The sequence below is a fragment of the Leclercia sp. LSNIH3 genome (genome assembly GCF_002935105.1).
In the GTDB taxonomy this organism is placed as follows: Bacteria; Pseudomonadota; Gammaproteobacteria; order Enterobacterales; family Enterobacteriaceae; genus Enterobacter; species Enterobacter adecarboxylatus.
The window spans coordinates 4,128,590-4,155,329 of sequence record NZ_CP026387.1; the positions used below are offsets into that span (position 1 = coordinate 4,128,590).

Consider the following 26,740-nt stretch of genomic DNA (forward strand, 5'->3'; position numbering starts at 1 on the left):
ATGAAATGAAAACGCGTAAAGGGATTATTTTAGCCGGTGGTTCAGGAACTCGTCTGTACCCGGTCACTATGGCTGTCAGCAAACAACTGCTACCGATCTATGACAAGCCGATGATCTATTACCCGCTGACTACGCTGATGCTGGCGGGGATTCGCGACATTCTGATTATCAGTACCCCGCAGGATACGCCACGCTTTGAACAGCTACTTGGTGATGGCAGTCAATGGGGCCTTAACCTGCAGTATAAAGTCCAGCCAAGCCCGGACGGCCTGGCGCAGGCATTTATCCTGGGCGAAGAATTCATCGGCGATGACGATTGTGCGCTGGTGCTGGGCGACAACATCTTCTATGGTCATGACCTGCCGAAGTTGATGGACTCCGCGGTGAGTAAAGAAAGCGGTGCTACCGTCTTTGCTTATCATGTTAACGATCCTGAGCGCTATGGTGTCGTGGAGTTTGATAAAGACGGTACGGCTGTCAGCCTCGAAGAAAAACCGGTTGAGCCAAAAAGCAATTACGCCGTAACCGGACTCTATTTCTATGACAATAGCGTTGTTGAGATGGCGAAAAGCCTTAAGCCCTCTGCGCGCGGTGAACTGGAAATCACAGATATTAACCGGATCTATATGGAGCAGGGGCGTCTGTCCGTTGCCATGATGGGCCGCGGTTTTGCCTGGCTGGATACCGGTACACATCAGAGTCTGATTGAAGCGAGTAACTTCATTGCGACCATTGAAGAGCGCCAGGGATTGAAGGTGGCCTGCCCGGAAGAGATTGCTTATCGAAAAGGGTTTATTGATGCGGAGCAGGTTAGAAAGCTTGCTGGCCCGTTATCAGAAAATGACTATGGGCGTTATTTGCTTAAAATGGTTAATAATCCTCACTAATTCGTAATACTTCTAAATCTTATTTTTTGGATTGAAAATATTCTTTAACAAGCATGCGCTAATTCTTAATGTTGTAGTTATATATGAGTTGTTCTAATGACGTTATTAAAAAATAGCCTTTGGAATATTGGTGGGTACGTTATACCTGCCATAGTTACAGTTCCTGCATTAGGCATAATGGGTAGAATTCTTGGTGCCGAACTCTTCGGCGTATTTACATTGGCTTTAGCTGTCGTAGGCTACGCAAGTATTTTTGATGCAGGGTTAACTCGTGCGGTAATTAGAGAGATATCTATTTTTAGAGATGACCAAAAAGAAAAACTAAGAATTGTAGCAACTGCCACAGTGTTGATATTGATTTTAGGTATGGTAGCAGGATGTTTATTGTTAATATTTAGTAACGCGATAACGACGCTTTTGAAAATCAGTAGTGGGCTTCATCATGAAGTCAGCATAGCATTAAAAATACTTTCCTTGTCTATACCTCTCTTTTTAATAACGCAGGTATGGCTTTCAATTTTAGAAGGAATGGAAAGATTCGGTGTTCTTAATATATATAAATCAATTACCGGAACTCTTCTTTCTTTGCTTCCCGCTGTTTTTATTTTAATACAACCCAGTTTAGAGTTTGCAATAATGGGGCTGGTTGTAGCCCGTTTTCTATGCTTCGTAATAGCATTTATACTTTGCCGAACTATTATTATAGATGCAGGACTCCTGTTGCATAGGAAGACAGTTAAAAGATTATTTATGTTTGGTGGTTGGATTACGGTAAGTAATATTGTCAGCCCTATTATGGCATATTTTGACCGATTTATTGTTTCAAATCAACTGGGAGCTCAGGTTGTTGCGTTTTACACTGCTCCATCCGAAATTATCGCTCGATTAAGTATTATACCCGGTGCATTTGCTCGGGCATTATTTCCAAGATTAAGCTATGCAACCAATGCAGAAGAAAGAAGAAAAACGAAAATTTTTATCTCTCTTATTCTTTTAGTTATATGTATTCCTGCAATTATCATCGGTTCGTTTTTTACAAATAGTATTATGACGATATGGATGGGACCCTCTTTTGCTGGCACTCCAGGCATTGTACTGACAATATTATTGATTGGGTTTTTATTCAACTCTCTCGCTCAGGTTCCGTTCGCTAGTATTCAGTCTCGTGGCCATGCAAAAGTTACAGCGATGGTGCATTTAGCTGAACTCTTTCCATATCTGTTTCTGCTTTTCTTCTTGATCAATAATTATGGCATTATCGGTGCTGCATTTGCATGGTCGATTCGCATGTTTGTAGACTATATATTATTAGCAATATTGGATAGAAAGTTTTCAGCATAATATTCTTTTATAACAGCATTGATGTAGTTAAAATGAGCAATATATAATCTATATATTGCTCATTACAACGTTAATTCTTTTTGCAATTAGTCTAACATTACACATTTTCAAAATAGGTTACATCGTCGTTATCTCCTCATATCTATTTTGTTGCTGATATTTATAACCTTAGCTCAGTCATGTTCGTTAATGTGAATGTTATGGTACGAACAAATGCCTTTATAATGTTACAGCCTTTTAACAAGTCTAGGGTTTTTATGGGATTATTTTAGAGGCATTGATGGACGGGTTGTTTGATGCAGAGTTTATTGATTTGCAATTCGCGGAAGCATCGTTGTTAGATTAATATATGCAGTTCTTTCCATAAACAGCGTAACATTATTTTTTGCTGAAACACTTATTACTAGTTTATCTGGCAACCTCAAATTCATATTAAGCATATTAATTTTATGGCGATCAACAATAAAGTGCAAAATAAAACTGTTGCAATTTTAATGGCTACCTATAATGGTGGTAAACATATTGAAAATCAAATTTTATCACTGCAACAGCAAACCTATAAAAACTGGGAGCTACATATTCAGGATGATGGCTCTTCAGATGATACATTAAATATCATACAAAAACTTAAGTCTTATGATGAGCGCATTAACATTGTTGATAATAATAAAAAAAGCCAAGGTGCCGGAAAGAATTTCCTTTCACTTGTAAAGAATGTTTCTACTGATTATGCGATATTTTGCGACCAAGATGATATCTGGTTAGAGAATAAATTGAGTAGTATGGTGGAGTATGCTGAAGAAAAAGATCTCGCTAATAGCAGCCAGCCTTCAATTGTATATGCAGATGGATATGCCTTTGATAATGAAACGGGACAGATCGATTTCAATGGCATATCGCATAACCATGCTGACAGGCTAAAGGACTTCTTGTTCTTTAACGGTGGTTATCAGGGATGCTCAATCATGTTCAACAAAGCCATGATAGATATGATTTCTGATTATCGCGGTTATGTACATCTACATGATGATATTGTCAGCCTAATTGCTCATTCAATGGGGAATGTTTACTTCTTACCAAAAAAACTAATGTTATATCGTCAGCACGTTGATGCCGTAACTGGACACAAAAGCTTTAATAATAACTTATTTTCAAAATTTAGATCCCCTATAAATTACTTACTTTCAAAAGAACATTTTTTAGTTAAAGAATCATTTTATAAAATTTATAGCGATAAGCTCTCTGATTCAGTTAAAAATGATTTTGAAACTTTTTTTAAATTCTGCCACGCAACTAGTAAATTTACACAACTTACTATTCTAATAAATCATGATTATCGATTAAATAACAGCCGATTGAAACTGTTTTTAAAATTCTTGCTTAGAAGGACTTTTGACAAATGATATCCGTTTTAACACCGACGTATAATCGAGCTTATACCCTTACAAGATTATATGATTCGTTACTAAAACAAGTCACAAAAGAATTTGAATGGGTTGTTATTGATGATGGCAGTGAAGATGAGACAGATAAATTAATTGCGGGTTTTCAGGAACAAAACCTTGTTAATATCATTTATGTCAAACAAAAAAATATGGGTAAGCCTCAAGCTCTTAATTCTGGGGTGAAACATTGCTCCGGAAACTATATTTTAATTGTTGATAGCGATGATGCGCTGACAGAGGATGCAATTTATAGTCTTAACGAAAGCATAAAAATTGCTGACCAGGATAATAAAGAAATATCAGGCGTGTGTTTTCGTAGAGCCTATTTCAATAATGAAATTATTGGTAATCACTTTAACGACACTAAAAACAGTACATGTTATCTACATTCAACAGATGCAGGGCACTATTTTAATGGTGATTTAGCATATTGTTTTAAGAAGACTATGATGTTGGCTCACCCTTTCCCCTATTTCCTTGGCGAAAAATTTGTCCCCGAGTTATTTATATGGAATAAAATATCAGATCAAGCACCAGTGAAATTTCATAAGTCGAAAGCAATTTATTTATCTGAATATTTAGATGATGGGCTGTCAAAAAACTTTCATTTGCAACTCAAAGCAAACCCTAAAGGCTTTGGTTTATATTATAAAGATCAGTTTAATCGTGAAGTCAAGATAATAAAAAAGATTAAAATGCTAGTGCGTTACTTTCAATGTAGAATATATGAGTTTATCAAATGAAAATATTGTTTGTTATTACCGGGCTGGGTCTTGGTGGAGCGGAAAAACAAGTTTGTCTATTAGCTGATAAACTTACGGCTTGCCATCATGAAGTGAAAATAATATCCCTTACTAGTGCTTCCAATAATAAAGTCTTGCCAAATAATAGTAATATTGAAGTTATTAGTATAGATATGAAGAAAAGTGTCTGGGGTCTATTCAAAGGTGTTATGACTGTCAGGAAAATAATAAGATCTTTTTTGCCTGACATCGTCCATGGTCACATGTTTCATGCAAATATAATAAGTCGTTTAGCTACAATAGGAAAACAAAAACAAATTGGAGTAATTTCAACAGCGCATAATAAAAATGAAGGTGGTTCGTTAAGAATGCTCGCATATCGTCTAACAGACTGGTTATGTGATAAATGTACAAACGTAAGTAAAGAGGCTTTAGAAGAATTTATTCGTTTGAGAGCGTTTCGTTCAGAAAAATCCATGACGATGTATAATGGTATTGATGTGGAAAAGTTTAGATTTAATTCCACACTAAGAGAAAATATCAGAGATGGGTTAAATATTAAAGAAAATGAAGTTTTGATGCTTGCAGTTGGACGACTGACTGAGGCAAAAGATTATCCAAACTTACTGAATGCTCTGGTTTTATTGCCGTCTCATTTTAAATTGGCTATTTTGGGAGATGGACATTTACATGCCTATATTAGTAGAATGATTACAGAGTTAAACCTTGAAACTCGGGTAACCTTACTGGGTACAAGGGATGACGTAGCTCCTTATTATTCTGCATGCGATATTTTTGTCCTTGCTTCTCGGTGGGAAGGATTTGGTCTTGTTGTCGCTGAAGCGATGTCCTGTGAACGTCTTGTTGTTGGGACTGATTCAGGTGGCGTAAGAGAAGTAATTGGAGATGGTAATTTTTTAGTACCAATCTCTGATGCAACTCGACTAGCTGATAAAATAAAAAGTCTAATGCTTGAAAGCCCTGAAAATAAGAAAAAGATTGCCTCTCGCAATCGTCAATATATAGTGAATAACTTTTCAATTGAATCTGTCATTACCCAATGGCAAGATGTTTATCAGTCTTATCGGGAGACTAAGTGAAAATTTTACTCATTGGTAATCAGGCCAGCACTATACTTCTTTTTAGAAAAAAACTGATTGAAAAGCTTGTGGCAAAAAAAGTCACTGTTCATACGCTTACCATGGATCATGATGCTGAAAAGTTTAACCAGATCGCACAATTAGGCGCAATCCCCGATCAATACCACTTTTCTCGCTCAGGTATGAATCCATTGTCCGATTTAAAAAACACTGTAGCGTTGTCAAAAAAAATAAAAAATATTAAGCCTGATGTTGTTTTTTGTTTCTTTCCTAAGCCAGTGATTTTTGGAACGCTTGCTGCGAGAATGGCAGGTATCAAACGTATCTATAACTTGCTTGAAGGTCTCGGTTTTTGTTATACCGCACATTTAAGTAAAGATACCGTTAAGAAAAAAATATTAAAAACAATACAGACATATCTTTATAAACTGACTTTACCACGTGCAAAAAAAGTTCTGTTTCTCAATCCTGACGATTATAAAGACCTGATAGTTGATAACCATATTACCCTTATTGATTCCGAAGTTATTGGGGGAATTGGTGTAGATCTCCATGATTATCCTTATTCAGAGCCTCCAACTAAGAAAATACATTTCGGAATGGTTTCTCGCCTGTTAGTTGAAAAAGGCGTAAGAGAATTTGTCGAAGCAGCAAAACTAGTTAAATCAAAATATCCCGATGTTCAATTCAGCATTGCTGGCGCGATAGATGATAATCCTGGCGGGATTACTCGTGAGCAGTTAAATGTGTGGAAAAAAGAAGGGTACGTTGATTTTTTAGGACAAATTTCAGACGTTAAAAATTATTTGTGCGAACTTAGCGTCTTTGTTTTACCTTCTTATCGTGAAGGTATTCCTCGCAGTACCCAAGAAGCGATGTCAATTGGGAGAGCTATCATTACCACTGATGTTCCGGGTTGCCGTGAAACAATTAATCACCGCATAAATGGCTTTATGGTTCCACCCTGGAATGCTGAAGTGCTTGCTGACGCTATGATCTCATTGATTAATAACCCTGAGCAGATCGTGTCAATGGGAATCGAAAGTCGCCGGATAGCTGAGGGAAAGTTTGATGAAGATGTTGCAACAGATAAACTAATAAATATTCTGTTGGATCAAAAGTAAAATGTCCCGCAATACTAATCGATGCAATAACAGCAACTTTAGTTAAGCATGAGCACTTCATTTATTAATGGATAATTACTAACTTAATAATTAAGATTAGGAAAATTATGGCTATACTTATCACAGGTGGAGTTGGCTACATTGGTTCACATACTGTACTCACTTTACTAGAAAAAGGTGAGTCGGTTGTAATCGTTGATGATCTATCTAACTCGTCTCTAGAGTCGTTAGAAAGGGTAAAACGACTCACAGGTGTTGAGCCTTTATTTTATCAGGGAAGTATTTTAGATCGATCATTACTTCGTCAAATCTTTACTGAAAATTCTATCTCCGATGTAATTCATTTTGCCGGTTTAAAATCAGTAGGGGAATCAGTAGCGCAACCGCTCAGTTATTATGAAGTCAACGTAACTGGCAGCCTTTGTTTACTGGATGAAATGCTTAAAGCTAGTGTTCATAATTTTATATTTAGTTCTTCTGCAACCGTTTATGGCGAACCAGAAACTATTCCATTGACTGAAGATTGCTTAGTTGGTGGAACAACTAACCCTTACGGTACCTCGAAACTCATGGTTGAGAAAATGCTTGCTGATATTTCAGTCGCCTATCCAACCTTAAATACAACGATTCTGCGGTATTTTAATCCAGTTGGGGCGCATCCGTCCGGTGAAATAGGTGAGGATCCTAACGGGATCCCAAACAATCTTATGCCCTATATCTGCCAGGTCGCAATTGGTAAACGCGACCATTTATCTGTCTTCGGAAGTGACTATCCGACAAAAGACGGAACAGGCGTACGTGATTTTATTCATGTCATGGATCTTGCTGAAGGGCACGTTGCAGCATTAAAGCAAAGACACGATGGCTCTAACCTTAGGATTTATAATCTGGGAACAGGGAAAGGCTATTCCGTTCTCGAACTTCTGGACGCTTTCAAACGCGTGACAACTTTAGACGTGCCTTACGTATTAACTACCAGACGTTCAGGCGATATAGCAGAGTGTTGGTCAGATCCGGCTAAAGCACGTAAGGAACTAGGTTGGGAAGCTAAACACGATTTAGATGATATGGTACGGGATGCATGGAACTGGCAGCAAAAGAATCCGAATGGTTATAAAAGTAACTGATAATAAAAGAGCATCTTACGCCACCAGTAAATATTACTGGATTTCTGCATCCTGAGTTAACATAAGTCCAACATTGAACTGCGTGATGATTCGCAGATACCACACCTGACAGGAGTATGTAATGTCCAAACAACAGATCGGCGTCGTCGGTATGGCAGTGATGGGGCGCAACCTGGCGCTGAACATCGAAAGCCGTGGTTATACCGTCTCCGTTTTCAACCGCTCCCGTGATAAAACTGAAGAAGTGATTGCCGAGAACCCAGGCAAAAAACTCGTTCCTTTCTATACGGTGCAGGAGTTCGTTGAATCCCTGGAAACCCCTCGTCGCATCCTGTTAATGGTGAAAGCAGGCGCTGGCACCGATGCGGCCATCGACTCCCTGAAACCGTACCTGGAAAAAGGCGACATCATCATTGATGGCGGTAACACCTTCTTCCACGACACCATTCGTCGTAACCGTGAACTGTCAGCTGAAGGCTTCAACTTCATCGGTACCGGTGTTTCCGGCGGTGAAGAGGGCGCACTGAAGGGTCCATCTATCATGCCTGGCGGCCAGAAAGACGCCTATGAGCTGGTTGCGCCAATCCTGACCAAGATTGCTGCCGTTGCTGAAGACGGTGAACCGTGTGTGACCTATATCGGTCCAGACGGTGCGGGTCACTATGTGAAGATGGTTCACAACGGTATTGAATACGGTGATATGCAGCTGATCGCTGAAGCCTACTCACTGCTGAAAGGCGGCCTGAACCTTACTAACGACGAACTGGCGCAGACCTTTACCGACTGGAATAACGGTGAGCTGAGCAGCTACCTGATCGACATCACCAAAGACATCTTCACCAAGAAAGATGAAGAAGGTAAATACCTGGTCGATGTGATTCTGGATGAAGCGGCGAATAAAGGTACTGGTAAATGGACCAGCCAAAGCTCCCTGGATCTGGGCGAGCCACTGTCACTGATCACCGAATCGGTCTTCGCGCGTTACATCTCTTCTCTGAAAGAGCAGCGTGTTGCGGCATCTAAAGTGCTCACCGGTCCACAAACACAGCTGGCTGGCGATAAAGCAGAATTTATCGAAAAAGTCCGTCGCGCTCTGTACCTGGGTAAAATCGTCTCTTACGCGCAGGGCTTCTCTCAGCTGCGTGCCGCCTCTGATGAGAACAACTGGGATCTGAACTACGGTGAAATCGCGAAGATCTTCCGTGCCGGTTGCATCATTCGTGCTCAGTTCCTGCAGAAAATTACCGATGCATACGCTGAAAACGCGGGCATCGCTAACCTGCTGCTGGCCCCATACTTCAAGCAGATTGCTGATGATTACCAGCAAGCGCTGCGTGACGTCGTGGCTTACGCAGTACAGAACGGCATTCCTGTGCCAACCTTCTCTGCTGCAGTCGCTTATTACGACAGCTACCGTGCTGCCGTTCTGCCTGCGAACCTGATTCAGGCGCAGCGCGACTACTTCGGCGCGCACACCTATAAACGTACCGATAAAGAAGGTGTTTTCCACACCGAGTGGCTGGATTAATCTGATTTAACTCAGTCATGTAGCGAGACCCGGTGAATGTCACCGGGTTTTTTTTATTTGTAATATCCCCGTGTTGCCTAACCCTGGTCATCGGGGCAGCGTTAATGCAGCATAAAACACTACAATTGTTCCTTTCTGCAGCCGGCCATTCGCCTTGACATCAACTCAGCATACGGGGTAAAAACCCCAAAAGTTGCTTATAGCGGTGGGGCGGTTGTCGCTCCCGACACTTAACTTAAAGACGTTAATTCAATGAAAATAACAATCTCAGGAACAGGTTATGTGGGTCTCTCTAACGGGATCCTGATTGCGCAGCACCATGAAGTGGTGGCCCTGGATATCGTGCAGGCCAAAGTAGATATGTTGAACCAGAAGATCTCGCCCATCGTGGATAAAGAGATCCAGGATTATCTGACGAATAAGCCATTGAATTTCCGTGCGACCACTGACAAAGTTGACGCCTACACCGGGGCGGATTTTGTCATCATTGCCACGCCAACCGACTACGATCCAAAAACGAACTATTTCAACACGTCGAGCGTAGAAGCGGTGATTAAGGATGTGACGGCGATTAACCCGAATGCCGTGATGATCATCAAATCAACCATTCCTGTCGGCTTTACCCAATCGATCAAAGAAGAGCTGGGTATCGATAATGTCATTTTCTCACCTGAGTTCCTGCGTGAGGGCAGGGCATTGTACGATAACCTGCACCCGTCTCGTATCGTCATTGGTGAGCGCTCCGAGCGTGCGGAACGTTTTGCTGCCCTGCTGCAGGAAGGCGCCATTAAAAAAGACATCAATGTTCTTTATACCGACGCCACAGAAGCAGAAGCCATCAAACTCTTTGCCAATACCTATCTGGCCATGCGTGTTGCCTATTTTAACGAGCTGGACAGCTACGCAGAGAGCCTGGGCTTGAATACCCGCCAGATCATTGAAGGCGTCTGCCTCGACCCGCGTATCGGTAACCACTACAACAACCCTTCCTTCGGTTACGGTGGCTACTGTCTGCCAAAAGATACCAAGCAGCTGCTGGCTAACTACCAGTCCGTACCGAACAACTTAATCTCTGCGATTGTAGATGCTAACCGCACGCGTAAAGACTTCATCTCTGATTCCATTCTGGCGCGCCACCCTAAAGTTGTGGGCGTGTACCGTCTGATTATGAAGAGCGGTTCGGATAACTTCCGTGCCTCCTCCATTCAGGGGATTATGAAGCGTATTAAGGCAAAAGGCGTTCAGGTCATCATTTATGAGCCGGTGATGAAGGAAGACGAATTCTTCCATTCCCGGGTGGTCCGCGACCTGGATGCCTTCAAGAAAGAGGCCGATGTGATTATCTCTAACCGAATGGCGGAAGAACTCTCCGACGTGGCGGATAAGGTCTATACCCGCGATCTGTTTGGTAACGACTGACTTTATCAACAGCAGAAAAAAGCCCGGCAATTATGCCGGGCTTTTTTTTAAACCTTATAAAACTCGCGATACCAGTCAACGAAGTTCTTAACGCCTTCTTTCACCGAGGTCTGCGGTTTAAAGCCGATAACCTCATACAGCGCCGTGGTATCTGCGCTGGTTTCCAGCACATCACCGGGCTGGATCGGCATCATGTTTTTGTCAGCTTCAATGCCTAACGCCTCTTCCAGCGCCGTGATGTAGTCCATCAGTTCAACAGGGGAGCTATTCCCGATGTTATAGACACGATAAGGTGCGGAGCTGGTCGCAGGGGAGCCAGACTCCACCGTCCAGTTACTGTCCGCCTGGGGAATAACGTCCTGCAAACGAACAATCGCTTCAGCAATGTCATCGATATAGGTGAAGTCACGCTTCATCTTGCCGAAGTTATAGACGTCGATACTTTTGCCTTCCACCATGGCTTTGGTGAATTTAAACAACGCCATGTCAGGACGCCCCCACGGGCCGTAAACAGTAAAGAAGCGCAGGCCAGTCGTCGGCAGACCATACAGGTGGGAGTAGGTATGTGACATCAGCTCGTTGGCTTTTTTGGTCGCGGCGTACAGCGAAACCGGGTGATCCACGGAGTCATCCGTTGAGAACGGGATCTTACGGTTCAGACCGTACACGGAACTGGAGGAGGCATAAAGCAGATGCTGCACCTTATTATGACGGCAGCCTTCCAGTACGTTCAGATGCCCCACCAGGTTGGCTTCTGCATAAGCATGTGGGTTATCCAGGGAGTAGCGCACGCCAGCCTGGGCGGCGAGATGGATCACCCGATCGAATTTTTCAGTAGCGAAAAGGGCCGCCATACCCTCGCGGTCGGCCAGTTCAAGCTTATGGAAGCTAAAATTCGCGGAGGTGAGCAGATCAAGACGCGCCTGCTTCAGGTTCACATCGTAATAGTCATTAAGGTTGTCGATACCCACAACCTGATGTCCGGCATCCAAGAGCCGCTTGCTGACATGAGCGCCGATAAAGCCTGCAGCGCCAGTGACCAGAAATTTCATAACTGTCCTCATCTGTTACGTATCATGTCCGGTGCGTTAAGTACCGGATTTGGGGTATGATAACGCGATGCGCAGGGTATCCAAACATCATATTTTCGATATGCCTAATCGGATTCCTATAGAAAATCCGAAAACAATCGATAAACTATATCTGAAACTTTATAATTTGCGCTTTTTCGCCTTCTAAGGATTATATGACGCACAACAACAATAACGCGGTCATGCGAAGCAATGACCCTGAACAGATTGATTTGATTAATCTATTGGTACAGCTGTGGCGTGGAAAATGGGTGATTACTGCATTTGTCGCTATTGCACTGATTCTTGCTGGGCTTTACCTGGTTTTCGCTAAAGAGAAGTGGACATCCACCGCTATCATTACCCAGCCGGATGCTGCTCAAATAGGCAGTTACAGCAACGCACTTAATATTCTTTATGGTACTAATGCACCAAAATTAACGGATATCCAGGAGAGCGTGATTACCCGCTATAACGCCTCTTTCTCTGCATTATCTCAGACCCTGGAAAACAAGGTCGAGCCGGAAAAACTCGTTATTGAACAATCGGTGAAAGGTCAGCCTTTACCGTTAAGCATCAGCTACGTAAATAGTTCGGCTGAGGCAGCGCAAAAGAAGGTGGCAGAGTACATTCAGCAGGTTGATGAGCAAATTCAAAAAGAGCTGGTCGTTGATCTTAATGACAACCTTAAGCAGCAGGTCGCAACCCTTGAGGACGTATTAGGTAACCAGGAGACGATCGCTCAGGAGCAAAAAGATGTGCGAATCAAGCAAATCACAGAAGCCCTGAAGTATGCTGAAGCGGCCAACATTACCACCCCAAAAATCCAGCAGACTCAGGACGTTACGCAAGAAACGATGTTCCTGTTAGGGACTGAAGCGCTGCAATCCATGATTGCCCATGAATCTTCACGTCCACTGACGCTGTCCGACAGCTATTATCAGAACAAACAGAAACTGCTCGATATTCAAAAACTGAAAATCGATCCGACAACCATCCATGCCTATCGCTATGTCATGAAGCCGGACCTGCCGATTCGTCGTGACAGTCCTAAACGTTCGTTGGTACTGGTTCTGGCGGTACTGCTGGGCGGGATTGTCGGTTCCGGCATTGTGTTAGGACGTAACGCCCTACGCAACTACCAGAGCAGGGCTTAAAAGCTGAAAAAAAACCGGGTTTCCCCGGTTTTTTTATTTGTGCCGTTGACGGAGATTCTCAATCACGGTGGTCAAATCTAAGTCCTGATCCTGTAGCAGCACCAACAGGTGATACATCAGGTCGGAGGCTTCATTCGTCAGTTCGGCCCGGTCGTTCACGGTGGCGGCCAGGGCTGTCTCTACGCCTTCTTCTCCCACTTTCTGCGCAATGCGCTTGGTGCCGCTGGCATAGAGCTTCGCGGTATAGGAACTTTGCGGATCGGCAGTTTTGCGCTCAGCTAACAGTTGTTCCAGCTGGTACAGGAAAAGCCACTGGTGGCTGGCGTCGCCAAAGCAGCTGCTGGTGCCCAGGTGACAGGTGGGGCCGATGGGATTGACCAGTACCAGCAGGGTATCGTTATCGCAGTCCGGGGTGATGCTGACCACATTCAGAAAATGGCCGGACGTTTCACCTTTGGTCCACAGACGCTGTTTAGTGCGTGAGAAGAAGGTCACTTTGCCGCTATCGATGGTCTTCGCCAGGGCATCCTGATTCATATAACCCAGCATCAGCACTTCACCGGATACCGCGTGCTGCACCACGACTGGCATCAAACCGTCCGTTTTTTCCCAGTCCAGCTGCGCACGTTGTTGCTCTGTTAACATACCCTGATCTCCACGCCCTGATTTGCCAGGAACGTTTTTAACTCACCAATATTAATAATCTGCTTGTGGAACACCGAGGCTGCCAGCGCGCCATCTACGTCGGCATCGCGGAAGGCTTCAAGGAAATGTTCCATGGTGCCCGCACCACCCGAGGCAATCAGCGGTACATGGCATACTTCGCGTACTTTCTTTAACTGCGCCAGGTCGTAGCCGTTACGAACCCCGTCCTGGTTCATCATATTCAGGACGATCTCGCCCGCGCCGCGCTTCTGTACTTCCTGCACCCAGTCCAGTGTCTCCCACTGGGTGACACGGGTACGGCTCTCATCGCCGGTATACTGGTTGACGTGGTATTTGCCGGTGGCCTCGTCAAACCAGGTATCGATCCCGACCACGATGCACTGCACGCCAAAGCGATCGGCCAGACGGGTAATCAGCTCCGGCTCAGCCAGGGCAGGGGAGTTAATGGAAATTTTGTCGGCGCCGAAGGTGAGGATTTTTGCCGCGTCGTCAGCCGATTTGATCCCGCCCGCCACGCAGAACGGAATATCAATCACTTCCGCCACGCGCGCAACCCAGCTTTTATCCACCACGCGACCATCGCTGGAGGCGGTGATATCGTAAAAGACCAGCTCATCGGCACCTTCTTCCGCATAGCGTTTTGCCAGGGGAACGATGTCGCCGATAATCTCATGATTGCGGAACTGCACGCCTTTAACGACCTGGCCATCACGCACGTCGAGACAAGGAATTATCCGTTTTGCCAGCATTGAATCGCCTCCTTCACAGTAAATTTTTCTTCCAGCAGGGCGCGTCCAACGATGATCCCACGTACCCCGGTCCCGCGCAGGGCGGCGATATCATTTAAATCACCAATACCGCCGGATGACTGGAACGCCACCTGCGGATAACGGGCGCAGACCTCTTCGTAAAGCGACACGTTAGAACCGGCCAGCGTGCCGTCACGGGAGATATCGGTGCAAAGAACATGTTTCAGGCCCACTGGCAGATAGCGATCGACCAGCGCTTCCAGCGTCACGCCGGAGTTTTCCTGCCAGCCGCTGACCGCAACCTGCTTGTTTCCCTGTTCGTCGATACGGACGTCCAGCGCCAGCACCAGCGCGTCAGCGCCAAAGCGGCGGAACCAGCCTTGTACCGTCTCGGGATCTTTTACCGCGGTAGAACCCACCACTACGCGCGCCACGCCCGCTTCCAACAGTGCGGCTACGTCCTCTTCAGTGCGCACGCCGCCGCCAACCTGCACCGGGACGTTAACGCCCGCGACCAGTGTTTTCAGCAGCGGGATTTGGCGTTTGGCCGGATCTTTCGCGCCGGTCAGGTCAACCAGATGCAGCACTTCTGCACCCTGCGCAGCATAGTCCTGCAGGCGTGGCAGCGGATCGTTGCCATAGTCGCGTTGCTGGCCATAATCGCCCTGGTGCAGACGGACAACCGTGCCGTCGATTAAATCTAAAGCGGGAATAATCATCACATCTCCAGGAAGTTTTTCAGCAACTGCGCGCCAGCGGCCCCGGAACGCTCCGGGTGGAACTGCACGCCGTAGAAATTGTCTTTCTGCACGGCGGCGGTGAAGGCTTCGCCATACTGGCACTGGGCGATGGTATTGGCGTTCACCGGCATCGCGTAGCTGTGCACAAAATAAAAATATGCCCCGTCCTCGATACCGCGGAACAGTCGGTCACCCGCTTTCGGGTAGACGCGGTTCCAGCCCATATGCGGCAGCGGCAGGCCGTGGTCGGTCATTTTCGGCACATCCTCATCGATAATGCCCAGCAGATCCACACCGTTGGACTCTTCGCTGCGACGTCCCAGCAACTGCATTCCCAGACAGATGCCCAGCACCGGCTGGGTACAGGCTTTAATCAGCTCAACCAGCTCGCGCTGGTGGATCTGATCCATCGCCGCCTGTGCCGTACCGACGCCAGGTAAAAAGAGTTTACTCGCATGCAGCACGACATCCGGGTCGCGGCTGACCAGCGGATCGTAGCCGTGGCGCGCAATCGCGGATTTCACTGAGTTGAGGTTGGCGCAGCCGGTATCGAGGATCACCACGTTCATTACAGCACTCCTTTCGACGACGGCAGGGTATCGCCTTCCACGCGAATGGCCTGGCGCAAGGTGCGGCCAAAGGCCTTAAACAGGCTCTCCACGCGATGGTGATCGTTCTTACCTTTAGTTTTCAGGTGCAGCGTCAGGCCCATGGTGTAGGAGAGGGAGCGGAAAAAGTGCTCAACCATCTCGGTGCTCAGATCGCCCACGCGCTGATAGGTAAAGTCGGCTTTATATTCCAGATGCGGACGGCCGGAGATATCGAGCGCACAGCGGGCCAGGCACTCATCCATCGGCAGCACAAAGCCAAAACGGTTGATTCCGCGCTTGTCGCCCAGGGCCAGCTTCAGAGCCTCGCCAAGCGCCAGGCCGGTATCTTCCACGGTGTGGTGATCGTCAATGTAGAGATCGCCTTTAACGCCGATCTCCATGCGGAAGCCGCCATGGGTGGCGATCTGATCCAGCATATGATCGAAGAAGCCCACACCGGTGTGGATCTTGCTGCTGCCTTCGCGATCCAGCCAGACCTTGACGTCGATCTGCGTCTCTTTAGTATTGCGCTCCACGTGCGAGTAGCGGTCACGTTTGGTCAGCTGTTCGCCAATCATCGCCCAGTTCAGGGTCTCGCGCTGATAGCGCAGGCCAGTAATGCCCATGTTGGTCGCCAGCTCAATGTCCGTCGCACGATCGCCAATCACATAGCTGTTGGCTTTATCCAGCGCCGTGTCGGCCAGATACTGCGCTACCAGTTGCACTTTCGGCTTGCGGCAATCACAGTTGTCGGCAGGCAAGTGCGGGCAAATCAAGACCTCATCAAATACCACGCCCTGAGAGGTGAGGATCTGCATCATCAGATCGTGCGGGCCGTCGAAATCAGCCTGCGGGAAGCTATCCGTGCCGAGGCCGTCCTGATTGGTGATCATCACCAGCTTATAACCGGCCTTTTGCAGCTTAAGCAGCACCGGAATGACATCGGCTTCAAAAGCCAGCTTGTCGAAACGATCGACCTGATAGTCACTGGGTGGTTCCGAAATGATAGTGCCGTCACGATCGATAAAGAGGTACTTCTGGCTCATACTTTCTCCGCATTCAGGGCGTCGATAACGCGCTGGCTCTCTTCACGGGTACCCACGGTAATGCGTAAGCAGCCACTCAAAGAGGGTTGTTTGTTCTGGTCTCGTAAGATAATGCCCTGATCCCACAAAGATTTAAATACTGCACTTGAGGCGCTAAAACGCGCCAGAATATAGTTGGTTTCCGAATCGAAAACCTGCTCTACGCAAGGGATGGTTTTCAGCTGGCTGACGAGATACGCACGCTCGTCGATGATCTGCGCCACGCGACTCCGCATGGCCGTGATGCCGTCTGCCGACAGCGCCTGGGCGGCGATATCCGCGACCGGCGTTGAAAGCGGATAAGGGGCAATCACTTTCATCAGCAGGTCGATCACCTCTTTATTGGCCAGCGTAAAACCGCAGCGCAGCCCGGCCAGGGCGAAGGCTTTTGAAAGCGTACGCAGGATCACCAGGTGCGGATACTCCGCCAGCCACCCTGCGAGGGTCGCCTGCGGGCAGAACTCGATATAGGCTTCATCGGCCACCACCAGGGCTTTACCGCGGGTCATTTCCAGCAGAGTGCGGATATCCTCCGGGTTAATCAGCTGGCCGGTAGGGTTGTTCGGGCTGCAGACAAACACCACCTTTACACCATCAAGATTGTCGGCAATGCCCTGCAAATCCAGCAGCCAGTTTTCCAGAGTAGGCACTTTACGCAGCTCAACGTTAAAGGTTTCGCTGCTGACGCTGTACATCCCGTAGGTCGGTGGACAGTAGAGTACTGCGTCTTTACCCGGCTCGCAGAAGGCGCGGATCAGCAGTTCAATGCCTTCATCAGCGCCGCGGCTGACCAGCACCTGCTCAGGTTGTACACCGGCATAGGCCGCATAGTTTTCAATGACCGCTTTCGGCTGACATTCCGGGTAGCGGTTCAGCGTCTGCTGGCTCAACGCGAAATGAACGGCGGTAGGGAATTCATTCGCGTTCAGCCACACATCGCCGTTACCACCCAGGCGGCGGGCAGACTGATAGGGGGTCAGGGCGCGAACGTTCTCGCGGGCTAACTCTTCAATACTCATGCTTGCTCCTTCAGGGCGGCAACGCGCAGCGTTACGGCATTTTTGTGGGCAGTCAGCCGTTCGGCTGCGGCCAGCGTTTCAATCGTTGCGGCAAGAGAGGCGAAGCCCTCACGGGAAAGCTCCTGCACGGTCATGCGCTTCTGGAAATCCGCCAGCCCCAGACTGGAACAGGTAGAGGTATAACCGTAGGTCGGCAGCACATGGTTAGTGCCGGAGGCGTAATCACCTGCGGATTCCGGTGACCAGTCGCCAAGGAACACCGAACCGGCGCTGGTGATACTGTCGACCAGCTCACGGGCGTTGCGGGTTTGAATGATCAGGTGCTCCGGGCCATAGAGATTGGAAATGGCGATACACTGCGCCAAATCCCGGGCGACGATCAGACGGCTGGCAGAGAGCGCCTGGCGAGCAGTATCGGCACGCGGCAGATCGGCAAGCTGACGCTCGACCGCTTCACCCACCCGTTTTGCCATACCGGCATCAGGCGTCAGCAGGATCACCTGCGAATCCGGGCCGTGTTCTGCCTGGGAAAGCAGGTCCGAGGCCACGAAATCCGGCGTCGCGCCGCTGTCGGCAATGACCAGCACTTCAGAGGGGCCAGCCGGCATATCGATAGCCGCACCGTCCAGCCGCTGGCTGACCTGACGTTTCGCTTCGGTCACAAAGGCGTTACCCGGACCAAAGATTTTATCCACTTTAGCGATGGACTCCGTACCCAGCGCCAGGGCGGCAATGGCCTGTGCCCCGCCGACTTTGAAAATCTCCTGAACGCCGCAGAGTTGCGCCGCATAGAGGATCTCATCGGCAATCGGCGGTGGAGAGCAGAGCACCACCTTGCGACATCCGGCGATACGCGCCGGGGTGGCAAGCATCAGCACCGTAGAGAACAGCGGTGCGGAACCGCCTGGAATATATAAACCCACCGAGTCAACCGGACGGGTCACCTGCTGGCATCGCACACCCGGCAGGGTTTCCACATCCACAACGGGCAGGGCTTGCGCGCGGTGGAAGGTGTCGATGTTGTTGACCGCCACCGCCATCGCCTGCTTAATGTCATCGCCCAGGCGGTTACAGGCGTCCGTGATTTCCTGCTCGCTCACCTTCAGCGCACCGACTTCGGTTTTGTCGAATTTGGCGCTGTATTCCCGCAGGGCATCGTCGCCACGGGCTTTCACATTGTCCAGAATCTCAGCCACGGTACGGGTAATGCTTTCGGACGCAGAGATAGCCGGGCGCATCAGCAGGTCGCGCTGTTGTTTCGCGCTACAGGTGTTCCAGTCGATAACGGTGTTAAAGGTCATGGTGGTTACTCCATCATCTTCTCAATTGGCAACACCAGAATCGAACTGGCACCCAGCGCTTTCAGTTTTTCCATGGTTTCCCAGAACAGGGTTTCGCTGCTGACCATATGCATCGCCACGCGCTGCTGATCCCCCGCCAGCGGCAGAATGGTTGGACGCTCGGCACCTGGCAGCAGGGCAATAACCTCATCCAGACGCTCAGTCGGCGCATGCATCATGATGTATTTCGATTCGCGGGCCTGGATCACCCCCTGAATACGGGTCAACAGACGGTCAATCAGCTGCTGCTTGGCTTCCGGCATCTCGCCGTCGCGCTGGATCAGGCAGGCTTTAGAGCGGTAGATCACCTCAACTTCGCGCAGGCCGTTGGCTTCCAGGGTCGCGCCGGTGGAGACCAGATCGCAGATTGCGTCAGCCAGACCGGCGCGCGGTGCCACTTCGACAGAGCCGTTGAGCAGGCAGGATTTAAACTGGACCCCTTTCTGATCGAGATAACGCTTCAGCAGGTGAGGGTAGGAGGTGGCGATACGCTTGCCATTCAGTGCAGCCGGGCCGTCCCATGCTTCGTCAGCAGGGGTTGCCAGCGACAGGCGGCAACCACCAAAATCGAGACGGCGCAGCGTAAAGTAGCGTGGGTCTTCGCCCTGTGCGCGGCGGGTGAGGAGTTCTTCTTCCAGCACGTTCTCGCCAATGATGCCCAGATCCACCACGCCGTCCATTACCAGCCCCGGAATGTCATCGTCACGCACGCGCAGAATATCAATCGGCATATTCTCTGCCAGCGCAATCAGGCGCTGAGTGTGCAGGTTGATTTTGATGCCGCAGCGCGCCAGCAGTTCGCGTGAATCGTCGCTAAGACGACCTGATTTCTGCATAGCTATGCGTAAACGTGAATTATCTAACATTGTCGGTTCCTCATGATCCTGTTGTAACTTGCCTGAACACGGTCCAAAAAAAAGGCCCCGGAAGGCGATCTTCCGGGGGCTTTTTCTTGCGTTCATGCACCGCTGGAAGATCTAACTGTCTTCCAGCACACATCGCCTGAAAGACTAGTCAGGATGATGGTGATGATGGTGGTGTTTAAATTGAACGCGTGTCATAAAATTCTCGATGAATGCTTATTCATGTGATGTTGTTTAACCTAAACCACTTACGCTACATAAAGCAAGGGCTTTTTTTAATCATTAAACGATTTCATATTGGTGCTATCAATTGTCAGTTGCGCATGGCTGGCGTAGCCTTAAAGCAGAGGCGTAAACGTCAGGAGAAAACGCATGAAAAAGGTCGCAATTGTCGGTCTGGGATGGCTTGGAATGCCGCTGGCCATGTCGTTGCTGTCACGGGGCTGGCAGGTCACCGGCAGTAAAACTACCGTGGATGGGGTCGAGGCGGCGCGGATGTGCGGCATCGAGAGCGTTGAATTGCGCCTGGAGCCAGAGTTAGTGTGTGACACCGACGATCTGGATACGCTAATGAGTGATGTGGATGCGCTGGTGATTACCCTGCCGGCACGCCGCACCGGGCCGGGTGAGAATTATTATCTGCAGGCCGTACAGGAAATTGTCGACAGTGCCCTCGCGTACCATATTCCCCGCATTATTTTCACCAGCTCCACCTCGGTATATGGCGATGTGGACGGCACCGTGAAAGAGAATATGCCGCGCCAGCCGGTGACGGCAAGCGGGCGGGTTTTAAAAGAGCTGGAAGACTGGCTGCACAATTTACCGGGTACCCAGGTAGATATATTACGGCTGGCGGGGCTGGTGGGGCCGGGGCGCCATCCTGGTCGCTTTTTTGCCGGAAAATCAGCGCCTGACGGCCAACATGGCGTCAATCTGGTGCATCTTGAAGATGTGATCGGCGCAATTACCCTGCTATTACAGGCTCCAAAGGGCGGGCACATCTATAATATATGTGCGCCCTCTCATCCAACACGCAGTACATTTTATCCGGTGATGTCGCGTCAGCTTGGCCTGGCGCCGCCGCACTTCCACGATGCCCCGGGAGAGGGGAAGGGCAAATTGATTGATGGGAACCGCATCTGTCATGAACTGGGATTTGAGTATCTCTTTCCCGATCCGCTGGTTATGCCTATGGAGTAATGCCGCTGGCGGAGCGTAAGCGCACCACAAGGGGGTGAGCATGAAACCGCTGCTGGATGTCCTTATTATCCTTGATGCACTGGAAAAAGAGGGGAGCTTTGCTGCGGCCTCGGCAAAGCTCTTTAAAACTCCTTCGGCACTCAGCTACACCGTTCATAAGCTCGAAAGCGATCTTAATATTCAGATCCTTGACCGTTCCGGCCACCGGGCGCGCTTTACCCGCACCGGACAAATGCTGCTGGAAAAAGGGCGTGAGGTACTGCATACGGTACGTGAGCTGGAAAAGCAGGCCGTCAAACTGCATCAGGGCTGGGAAAACGAACTGATTATTGGGGTCGATGATACATTCCCCTTTTCCCTGCTTGCACCGCTCATCGAAGCCTTTTACGAACGACACAGCGTTACCCGCCTGAAGTTTATCAATGGCGTGCTGGCTGGCTCCTGGGAGTCGCTGGTGCAGGGGCGAGCGGATATTGTCGTCGGCGCGCTGCTTGAGCCGCCGCAATTAAGTGATTTTGGCTTTGCCTGTCTCGGGCACCTGGAACAGGTGTTCGTCATTGCACCACACCATCCCCTGGCCCAGGAGCCAGAGCCGGTTAACCGGCGAGTGATCAAAAATTATCGCGCCATCGTGGTGGGTGACATTTCATTACCAAGCTGTGCGGCCTCTTCGCAGTTACTGGACGATCAGGAAGCCATCACGGTATTTGATTTTAAAACCAAGCTGGAGCTGCAAATTAGCGGCTTAGGCTGCGGTTATCTGCCACGTTATTTAGCCCAGCGCTATATTGAAAGCGGAGCGCTAATAGAGAAACAGGTTATCGCGCAATCCAGTTATGATTCCGTATGGATAGGCTGGAATGAGCAGACAGCCGGGCTTGCCAGTGCATGGTGGCGACAAGAAATTTTAGCAAATAGTGCTATTGCTGCCGTTTATGCGCAGGGTGCGGCTGAAAAATCAGGTGAATAATAAAAAATTTAACTTTAGGATGCCTTCCGATCTCTTGCATTTTAACTATCATTTAGGGAAAATGCGCCGCAGCAAACATGGAATAATCGACGATATAAAAGGCGTCGATTATTTTTTTTTGCATGTAAGAAAACCATTAAATCCAAGAGGCCGGGCTTCGTACCGGATAGATATTTACTAAAATCCGACAGTTGTTGTCGCTGAGGAAGAAAGAAATGGGGCAATTTTTCGCTTACGTGGCGGTATTCACCGTAAAGGAGAATAACTATGTCGCTTAACGCAACTCCAAAAACCTCTCGCGTGGAATTACGTAAAACGCTTACGTTAATTCCGGTTGTTATGATGGGCCTTGCCTATATGCAGCCGATGACGCTGTTCGATACGTTTGGTATCGTTTCAGGCCTCACTGACGGTCACGTTGCAACGGCGTATGCCTTTGCGCTGATCGCGATCCTCTTTACCGCGCTGAGCTACGGCAAGCTGGTTCGCCGCTTCCCGTCCGCAGGCTCTGCGTACACCTATGCTCAGAAATCCATTAGCCCGGCTGTCGGCTTTATGGTGGGCTGGTCATCTCTGCTGGACTACCTGTTCATGCCGATGATCAACATTCTGCTGGCAAAAATTTATTTTGAAGCGCTGGTGCCTTCCGTACCGTCGTGGATCTTCGTTGTAGCGCTGGTGGCCTTTATGACCATCTCTAACCTGCGCAGCATCAAGACCGTTGCCAACTTCAACACCCTGATTGTTATCCTGCAGATGGGTATTGTGGCGGTTATCGTTGGTCTGATCATCTACGGCGTTTCTCACGGTGAAGGCGCAGGTACGCTGACCAGCACCCGTCCGTTCTGGTCTGAAGGCGCACATGTGGTGCCGATGATCACCGGTGCGACGATCCTGTGCTTCTCGTTCCTCGGCTTCGACGGTATCTCTTCTCTGTCAGAAGAGACCAAAGACGCTGAGCGTGTGATTCCGCGCGCGATCTTCCTGACGGCATTAATTGGCGGCATCATCTTTATCGGTGCCTCTTACTTCCTGCAGCTGTACTTCCCGGATATCTCTCGCTTCAAAGATCCGGATGCATCGCAGCCAGAAATCATGCTGTATGTTGCCGGTAAAACATTCCAGTGGGGCGTGCTGATCTTCTCCAGCGTTACCGTTCTGGCATCCGGTATGGCAGCGCACGCGGGTGTTTCCCGTCTGATGTATGTGATGGGCCGTGATGGCGTGTTCCCGACTCGCTTCTTCGGTTATGTCCATCCAAAATGGCGTACCCCGGCGTGGAACGTGCTGCTGGTCGGTGCGATTGCGCTGCTGGCCATCAACTTTGACCTGGTTACCGCGACGGCGCTGATTAACTTCGGTGCGCTGGTTGCCTTTACCTTTGTTAACCTCTCCGTGATCTCTCAGTTCTGGATCCGTGAGAAGCGCAACAAAACGCTGAAAGACCACTTCAACTACCTGGTTCTGCCGGTATGTGGTGCGCTGACTGTCGGTGCGCTGTGGATCAACCTGGAAGAAAGCTCTATGGTTCTGGGTCTGATCTGGGGTGGTATTGGCCTGATTTACCTGGCTTGCGTAACCAAAAGCTTCCGCAACCCGGTTCCTCAGTACGAAGACGTTGCGTAACAATACTCAGGCCCGGCACCTATAGCGCCGCCGGGCAAAGAAAAAAAGCCGGAGACATCGCCTCCGGCTTTTTTGTTTTCTCAGGTCACACAATTTCCTGCGCATATTGATACAGCGCTTTCAACAGCATTTGCTTCTCAGCATTGCCTTCATACTCGCCGTAAAGCATCTCAAGCTCCTGCGCGTAAGCCTGCAGATATTCCGGGGTAAACACATTGCGGCGATGCTGCAACCAACGCTCCTGCTCGGCCTCATCCAGCGTGCCGGGGAAATTACGCGCCCGGTAGTTAAAGATAAGTTTGTTAATACGTTGATCGGCAAAGGTGATATCCAGCGCGGGCAGATTACGGGGATCGGTCTTTAGAACGATATTCATGGCAGAGCGGTCAGCGTCGCTGAAAAAGCCGTTGTAGAGTTGGGCATCAACGTTATCTGACGGAACGAACGGCTCCGCTTCAGCAAAAATCGCCACCACTTTTTCCCGTACCTGCGGGTTCTCCCGCAGCCGTTTCAGGTTATCCAGACAGTGCTGACGGTCAATCCCCAGCCGTTCGGCATCTTCCGGGCGCAGGGTATTGGCAGGGGCCAGCACCGGACACTTATTGATATGCACCAGCTTCACCGGCACGGCAGCAGCGTCGCCCAGCGCCTCTTTCGGGGTGTACAGCCGTTCGCGAAGGGCATCGCTCTCCAGCGTCAGCAATGGCGTAATATCCCCCGCCAAATCCACCATAATGACTGCATTACGGTTTTCCGGGTGCCAGGCCAGCGGAGCTACCCAACTGGTATTTCCGCGCCAGGCACCAAACATCCCGGAGATATGCATCAGTGGCTTCATCTGCGGCACGTCAATCAGGGTGGTCAGTTTTTGTTTACTGCGATGGCTGAGCAGGTACTCAAACAGCTTCGGCTGCCGGGTCTTCACCAGCTTCGCCATAGCGATAGTGGCGTAGACATCCGCCATCGCGTCATGGGCATTACTGTGTTCAATGCCGTTTGCGCGGGTCAGATGTTCAAGACGGAAGCTGGGCAGCCCATCTTCATTGTCGGGCCAGACGATCCCCTCCGGGCGCAGGGCATAGCAGGCGCGCATAACGTCCAGCAGATCCCAGCGCGAATTCTTGTTTTGCCAGCTCCAGGCATAGGGATCGTAGAAGTTGCGGTAAAAAATATGCCGGGTCACTTCGTCATCGAAGCGCACGTTGTTGTAGCCCACCACGCAGGTGTTGGGCACGGTAAACAGGTCATGAATGCGACGGGCGAACTCTGCTTCATTCACCCCTTTTTCACGGGCTTCCTGCGGGGTGATGCCGGTGACCATCACTGCGCCGGGCTGAGGCAAATAGTCATCGGCGGGTTTGCACCAGAATACCTCCGGCTCACCGATGATATTGAAATCAGCATCGGTGCGTATCGCGGCAAACTGGGCAGGGCGATCCAGCGAGGGGCTGGTGCCAAAGGTTTCGTAATCGTGGAATAAAAATGTAGGCAGCGCGACGGAGTCAGACACCAGTAATACCATCCTGTTTATGAGTGACCCCCTTATGGTAAACCATCCAGCCTGGCACGCCGAAGGAAAAGCACCCTAAGCCTGCAAATTTGCGAGACACCGTCCGGGAAAAACGTGCGTGCTGTCACAATTTTTTGCAATTATTCCAGGTATCAAGCGGAAAACTTCCGTAAAAAGGTCAACGATTTTAAATGACTGAGGATATACCGTTGAAACGCCGTCTGTTTATTGCTGTTTCTTTACTCACTTTGAGCATTTCTTCCGCGCTGGCTGCCGACCCGATTAATTATGCGCCGCAGCCGCCAGCTATCCAGGCCGGTTCCTGGGTACTGATGGATTATACGACGGGGCAGATTTTAACGGCGGGCAACGAACATCAGCAGCGCAATCCAGCCAGCCTCACCAAGTTGATGACCGGCTACGTGGTGGATCGCGCTATCGACAGCCATCGCATCACCCCGGACGATATGGTCACGGTCGGTCAGGATGCCTGGGCCAAGGGGAATCCGGTTTTTGACGGCTCCTCGCTGATGTTCCTGAAGGCGGGCGAGCAGGTTTCGGTGCGTGACCTTAGCCGCGGCCTGATTGTCGATTCCGGCAACGACGCCTGTGTGGCGCTGGCCGATTATGTGGCGGGCGGGCAGCCGCAGTTCGTGAACATGATGAATGATTACGTTAAAAAGCTGAATTTGCGCGATACCCATTTTGAAACCGTGCACGGTCTGGATGCGCCGGGCCAGCACAGTTCGGCGTACGACCTGGCGGTACTCTCCCGGGCCATCATCCACGGAGAGCCAGCGTTCTATCACATGTACAGCGAGAAAAGCCTGACGTGGAACGGCATCACCCAGCAGAACCGTAACGGCCTGCTGTGGGATAAGTCGCTTAACGTCGATGGCCTGAAAACCGGTCACACTTCCGGCGCTGGTTTCAACCTGATTGCCTCTGCTGTGGACGGTCAGCGTCGCCTGATTGCCGTCATTATGGGGGCTGAAAGTCCGAAAGGGCGCGAGGATCAAGCGCGCAAGCTTCTGCACTGGGGACAGCAAAACTTCGATACCGTGCAGATCCTGCGTAACGGTAAGCAGGTAGGCATCGAGCGGATCTGGTACGGCAATAAAGAACAGATTTCGCTGGGAACCGACCAGGACTTCTGGCTGGCCCTGCCGAAGGCAGAGTTGCCGAATATTAAAGCCAAATATGTGCTGGATAAAAAAGAGCTGGAAGCGCCGATTGCCGCGCATCAACGGGTTGGTGAGATCGAACTCTACGATCGCGATAAAGTGGTCGCCCACTGGCCGCTGGTGACGCTGGAAAGCGTAGGGAAAGGCGGGATGTTTTCACGTCTGAGCGACTATCTTCACCATAAAGCCTGACGGCTGAAGGAGCAGGCTGGCGACTGTGCGAGACTGCTCGCATAATGAACAGGTCATTATTGTTA

26 protein-coding genes and 1 other annotated feature are annotated in these 26,740 nt (G+C 49.3%); of the genes, 15 read left to right on the plus strand and 11 right to left on the minus strand.

Going from position 1 to position 26,740, the window contains the following annotated elements; genetic code table 11:
- Positions 1-5: 5 nt before the first annotated feature.
- The 9 genes from rfbA to ugd all read left to right on the plus strand — a co-directional run bounded on the left by rfbA (position 6) and on the right by ugd (position 10,714).
- Positions 6-887: a glucose-1-phosphate thymidylyltransferase RfbA gene (rfbA, locus tag C3F35_RS19915; RefSeq protein WP_103792134.1), complete on the plus strand. Its 882-nt coding sequence runs from the start codon at positions 6-8 to the stop codon at positions 885-887.
- Between the two features lie 96 nt (positions 888-983).
- Positions 984-2,228, plus strand: coding sequence for a flippase (locus C3F35_RS19920; protein WP_103792133.1), 1,245 nt, complete (start codon positions 984-986; stop codon positions 2,226-2,228).
- A gap of 449 nt (positions 2,229-2,677) precedes the next feature.
- Complete coding sequence (locus C3F35_RS19925) at positions 2,678-3,631, plus strand: glycosyltransferase (RefSeq protein ID WP_233211636.1); 954 nt, start codon at positions 2,678-2,680, stop codon at positions 3,629-3,631.
- Positions 3,628-4,416, plus strand: a complete 789-nt coding sequence (locus C3F35_RS19930; RefSeq protein WP_103792132.1) for a glycosyltransferase family A protein — start codon at positions 3,628-3,630, stop codon at positions 4,414-4,416. The genes C3F35_RS19925 and C3F35_RS19930 overlap by 4 nt, the downstream gene beginning before the upstream one ends.
- Entirely contained in the window at positions 4,413-5,516 is a 1,104-nt protein-coding gene (locus C3F35_RS19935; protein ID WP_103792131.1) for a glycosyltransferase, read from the plus strand. The genes C3F35_RS19930 and C3F35_RS19935 overlap by 4 nt, the downstream gene beginning before the upstream one ends.
- Entirely contained in the window at positions 5,513-6,640 is a 1,128-nt protein-coding gene (locus C3F35_RS19940) for a glycosyltransferase family 4 protein (RefSeq protein ID WP_103792130.1), read from the plus strand. The genes C3F35_RS19935 and C3F35_RS19940 overlap by 4 nt, the downstream gene beginning before the upstream one ends.
- Before the next feature lie 107 nt (positions 6,641-6,747).
- Positions 6,748-7,767: a UDP-glucose 4-epimerase GalE gene (galE, locus tag C3F35_RS19945; protein ID WP_103792129.1), complete on the plus strand. Its 1,020-nt coding sequence runs from the start codon at positions 6,748-6,750 to the stop codon at positions 7,765-7,767.
- 121 nt (positions 7,768-7,888) lie between these two features.
- Positions 7,889-9,295 (plus strand): NADP-dependent phosphogluconate dehydrogenase, encoded by a 1,407-nt coding sequence (gndA, locus tag C3F35_RS19950; protein ID WP_032612355.1) that lies wholly within the window; start codon positions 7,889-7,891, stop codon positions 9,293-9,295.
- Between the two features lie 252 nt (positions 9,296-9,547).
- Positions 9,548-10,714: a UDP-glucose 6-dehydrogenase gene (gene ugd, locus C3F35_RS19955; RefSeq protein ID WP_032612353.1), complete on the plus strand. Its 1,167-nt coding sequence runs from the start codon at positions 9,548-9,550 to the stop codon at positions 10,712-10,714.
- Between the two features lie 47 nt (positions 10,715-10,761).
- On the opposite strand, the gene C3F35_RS19960 is transcribed toward ugd, so the two are convergent.
- Complete coding sequence (locus C3F35_RS19960) at positions 10,762-11,766, minus strand: NAD-dependent epimerase (RefSeq protein ID WP_103792128.1); 1,005 nt, start codon at positions 11,764-11,766, stop codon at positions 10,762-10,764.
- Between the two features lie 194 nt (positions 11,767-11,960).
- Between C3F35_RS19960 and wzzB the strand changes: the two genes are divergently transcribed.
- The gene (wzzB, locus tag C3F35_RS19965) at positions 11,961-12,941 is read left to right on the plus strand and encodes an LPS O-antigen chain length determinant protein WzzB (RefSeq protein WP_103792127.1); all 981 of its coding nucleotides are present in this window, start codon (positions 11,961-11,963) and stop codon (positions 12,939-12,941) included.
- Positions 12,942-12,974: 33 nt separating this feature from the next.
- Here the strand turns inward: wzzB and hisIE are convergent, their stop codons facing one another.
- The 9 genes from hisIE to hisL form a co-directional block, all read right to left on the minus strand.
- A complete protein-coding gene (gene hisIE / locus C3F35_RS19970; RefSeq protein ID WP_059307573.1) occupies positions 12,975-13,586 on the minus strand; it encodes a bifunctional phosphoribosyl-AMP cyclohydrolase/phosphoribosyl-ATP diphosphatase HisIE in 612 nt (203 codons plus the stop codon).
- On the minus strand, positions 13,580-14,356 hold the full coding sequence (hisF, locus tag C3F35_RS19975; RefSeq protein ID WP_059307574.1) for an imidazole glycerol phosphate synthase subunit HisF: 777 nt from the start codon (positions 14,354-14,356) through the stop codon (positions 13,580-13,582). Before hisF ends, hisIE begins: the two co-directional genes overlap by 7 nt.
- A complete protein-coding gene (gene hisA / locus C3F35_RS19980) occupies positions 14,338-15,075 on the minus strand; it encodes a 1-(5-phosphoribosyl)-5-[(5-phosphoribosylamino)methylideneamino]imidazole-4-carboxamide isomerase (RefSeq protein WP_103792126.1) in 738 nt (245 codons plus the stop codon). The genes hisF and hisA overlap by 19 nt, the downstream gene beginning before the upstream one ends.
- Entirely contained in the window at positions 15,075-15,665 is a 591-nt protein-coding gene (hisH, locus tag C3F35_RS19985; RefSeq protein ID WP_032612340.1) for an imidazole glycerol phosphate synthase subunit HisH, read from the minus strand. The genes hisA and hisH overlap by 1 nt, the downstream gene beginning before the upstream one ends.
- Complete coding sequence (hisB, locus tag C3F35_RS19990; protein WP_032612338.1) at positions 15,665-16,732, minus strand: bifunctional histidinol-phosphatase/imidazoleglycerol-phosphate dehydratase HisB; 1,068 nt, start codon at positions 16,730-16,732, stop codon at positions 15,665-15,667. Before hisB ends, hisH begins: the two co-directional genes overlap by 1 nt.
- Positions 16,729-17,790, minus strand: coding sequence for a histidinol-phosphate transaminase (gene hisC / locus C3F35_RS19995; RefSeq protein WP_103792125.1), 1,062 nt, complete (start codon positions 17,788-17,790; stop codon positions 16,729-16,731). Before hisC ends, hisB begins: the two co-directional genes overlap by 4 nt.
- Positions 17,787-19,091, minus strand: a complete 1,305-nt coding sequence (gene hisD / locus C3F35_RS20000; protein WP_103792124.1) for a histidinol dehydrogenase — start codon at positions 19,089-19,091, stop codon at positions 17,787-17,789. Before hisD ends, hisC begins: the two co-directional genes overlap by 4 nt.
- 5 nt (positions 19,092-19,096) lie before the next feature.
- Positions 19,097-19,996: an ATP phosphoribosyltransferase gene (hisG, locus tag C3F35_RS20005; protein WP_032612332.1), complete on the minus strand. Its 900-nt coding sequence runs from the start codon at positions 19,994-19,996 to the stop codon at positions 19,097-19,099.
- Between the two features lie 45 nt (positions 19,997-20,041).
- Positions 20,042-20,165, minus strand: a sequence feature (His leader region).
- Positions 20,141-20,191, minus strand: a complete 51-nt coding sequence (gene hisL, locus C3F35_RS20010; RefSeq protein ID WP_001364200.1) for a his operon leader peptide — start codon at positions 20,189-20,191, stop codon at positions 20,141-20,143. (Overlaps the previous feature by 25 nt.)
- Before the next feature lie 174 nt (positions 20,192-20,365).
- Between hisL and C3F35_RS20020 the strand changes: the two genes are divergently transcribed.
- The 4 genes from C3F35_RS20020 to C3F35_RS20035 all read left to right on the plus strand — a co-directional run bounded on the left by C3F35_RS20020 (position 20,366) and on the right by C3F35_RS20035 (position 23,789).
- Positions 20,366-21,193, plus strand: coding sequence for an SDR family oxidoreductase (locus tag C3F35_RS20020; protein ID WP_032612330.1), 828 nt, complete (start codon positions 20,366-20,368; stop codon positions 21,191-21,193).
- 40 nt (positions 21,194-21,233) lie between these two features.
- Positions 21,234-22,163 carry a LysR family transcriptional regulator gene (locus C3F35_RS20025; protein ID WP_103792123.1) on the plus strand — a complete coding sequence of 310 codons (930 nt, stop codon included), beginning with the start codon at positions 21,234-21,236 and terminating at the stop codon, positions 22,161-22,163.
- Between the two features lie 215 nt (positions 22,164-22,378).
- On the plus strand, positions 22,379-22,441 hold the full coding sequence (yoeI, locus tag C3F35_RS27385) for a membrane protein YoeI (protein WP_103792228.1): 63 nt from the start codon (positions 22,379-22,381) through the stop codon (positions 22,439-22,441).
- Positions 22,431-23,789: an APC family permease gene (locus C3F35_RS20035; RefSeq protein ID WP_032612327.1), complete on the plus strand. Its 1,359-nt coding sequence runs from the start codon at positions 22,431-22,433 to the stop codon at positions 23,787-23,789. The genes yoeI and C3F35_RS20035 overlap by 11 nt, the downstream gene beginning before the upstream one ends.
- 85 nt (positions 23,790-23,874) lie before the next feature.
- Here C3F35_RS20035 and sbcB read toward each other — a convergent pair whose 3' ends face one another.
- On the minus strand, positions 23,875-25,299 hold the full coding sequence (gene sbcB / locus C3F35_RS20040) for an exodeoxyribonuclease I (RefSeq protein WP_103792227.1): 1,425 nt from the start codon (positions 25,297-25,299) through the stop codon (positions 23,875-23,877).
- A 203-nt stretch (positions 25,300-25,502) separates the two neighbouring features.
- Between sbcB and dacD the strand changes: the two genes are divergently transcribed.
- The gene (dacD, locus tag C3F35_RS20045; protein ID WP_141242374.1) at positions 25,503-26,675 is read left to right on the plus strand and encodes a serine-type D-Ala-D-Ala carboxypeptidase DacD; all 1,173 of its coding nucleotides are present in this window, start codon (positions 25,503-25,505) and stop codon (positions 26,673-26,675) included.
- Positions 26,676-26,740: the final 65 nt, after the last annotated feature.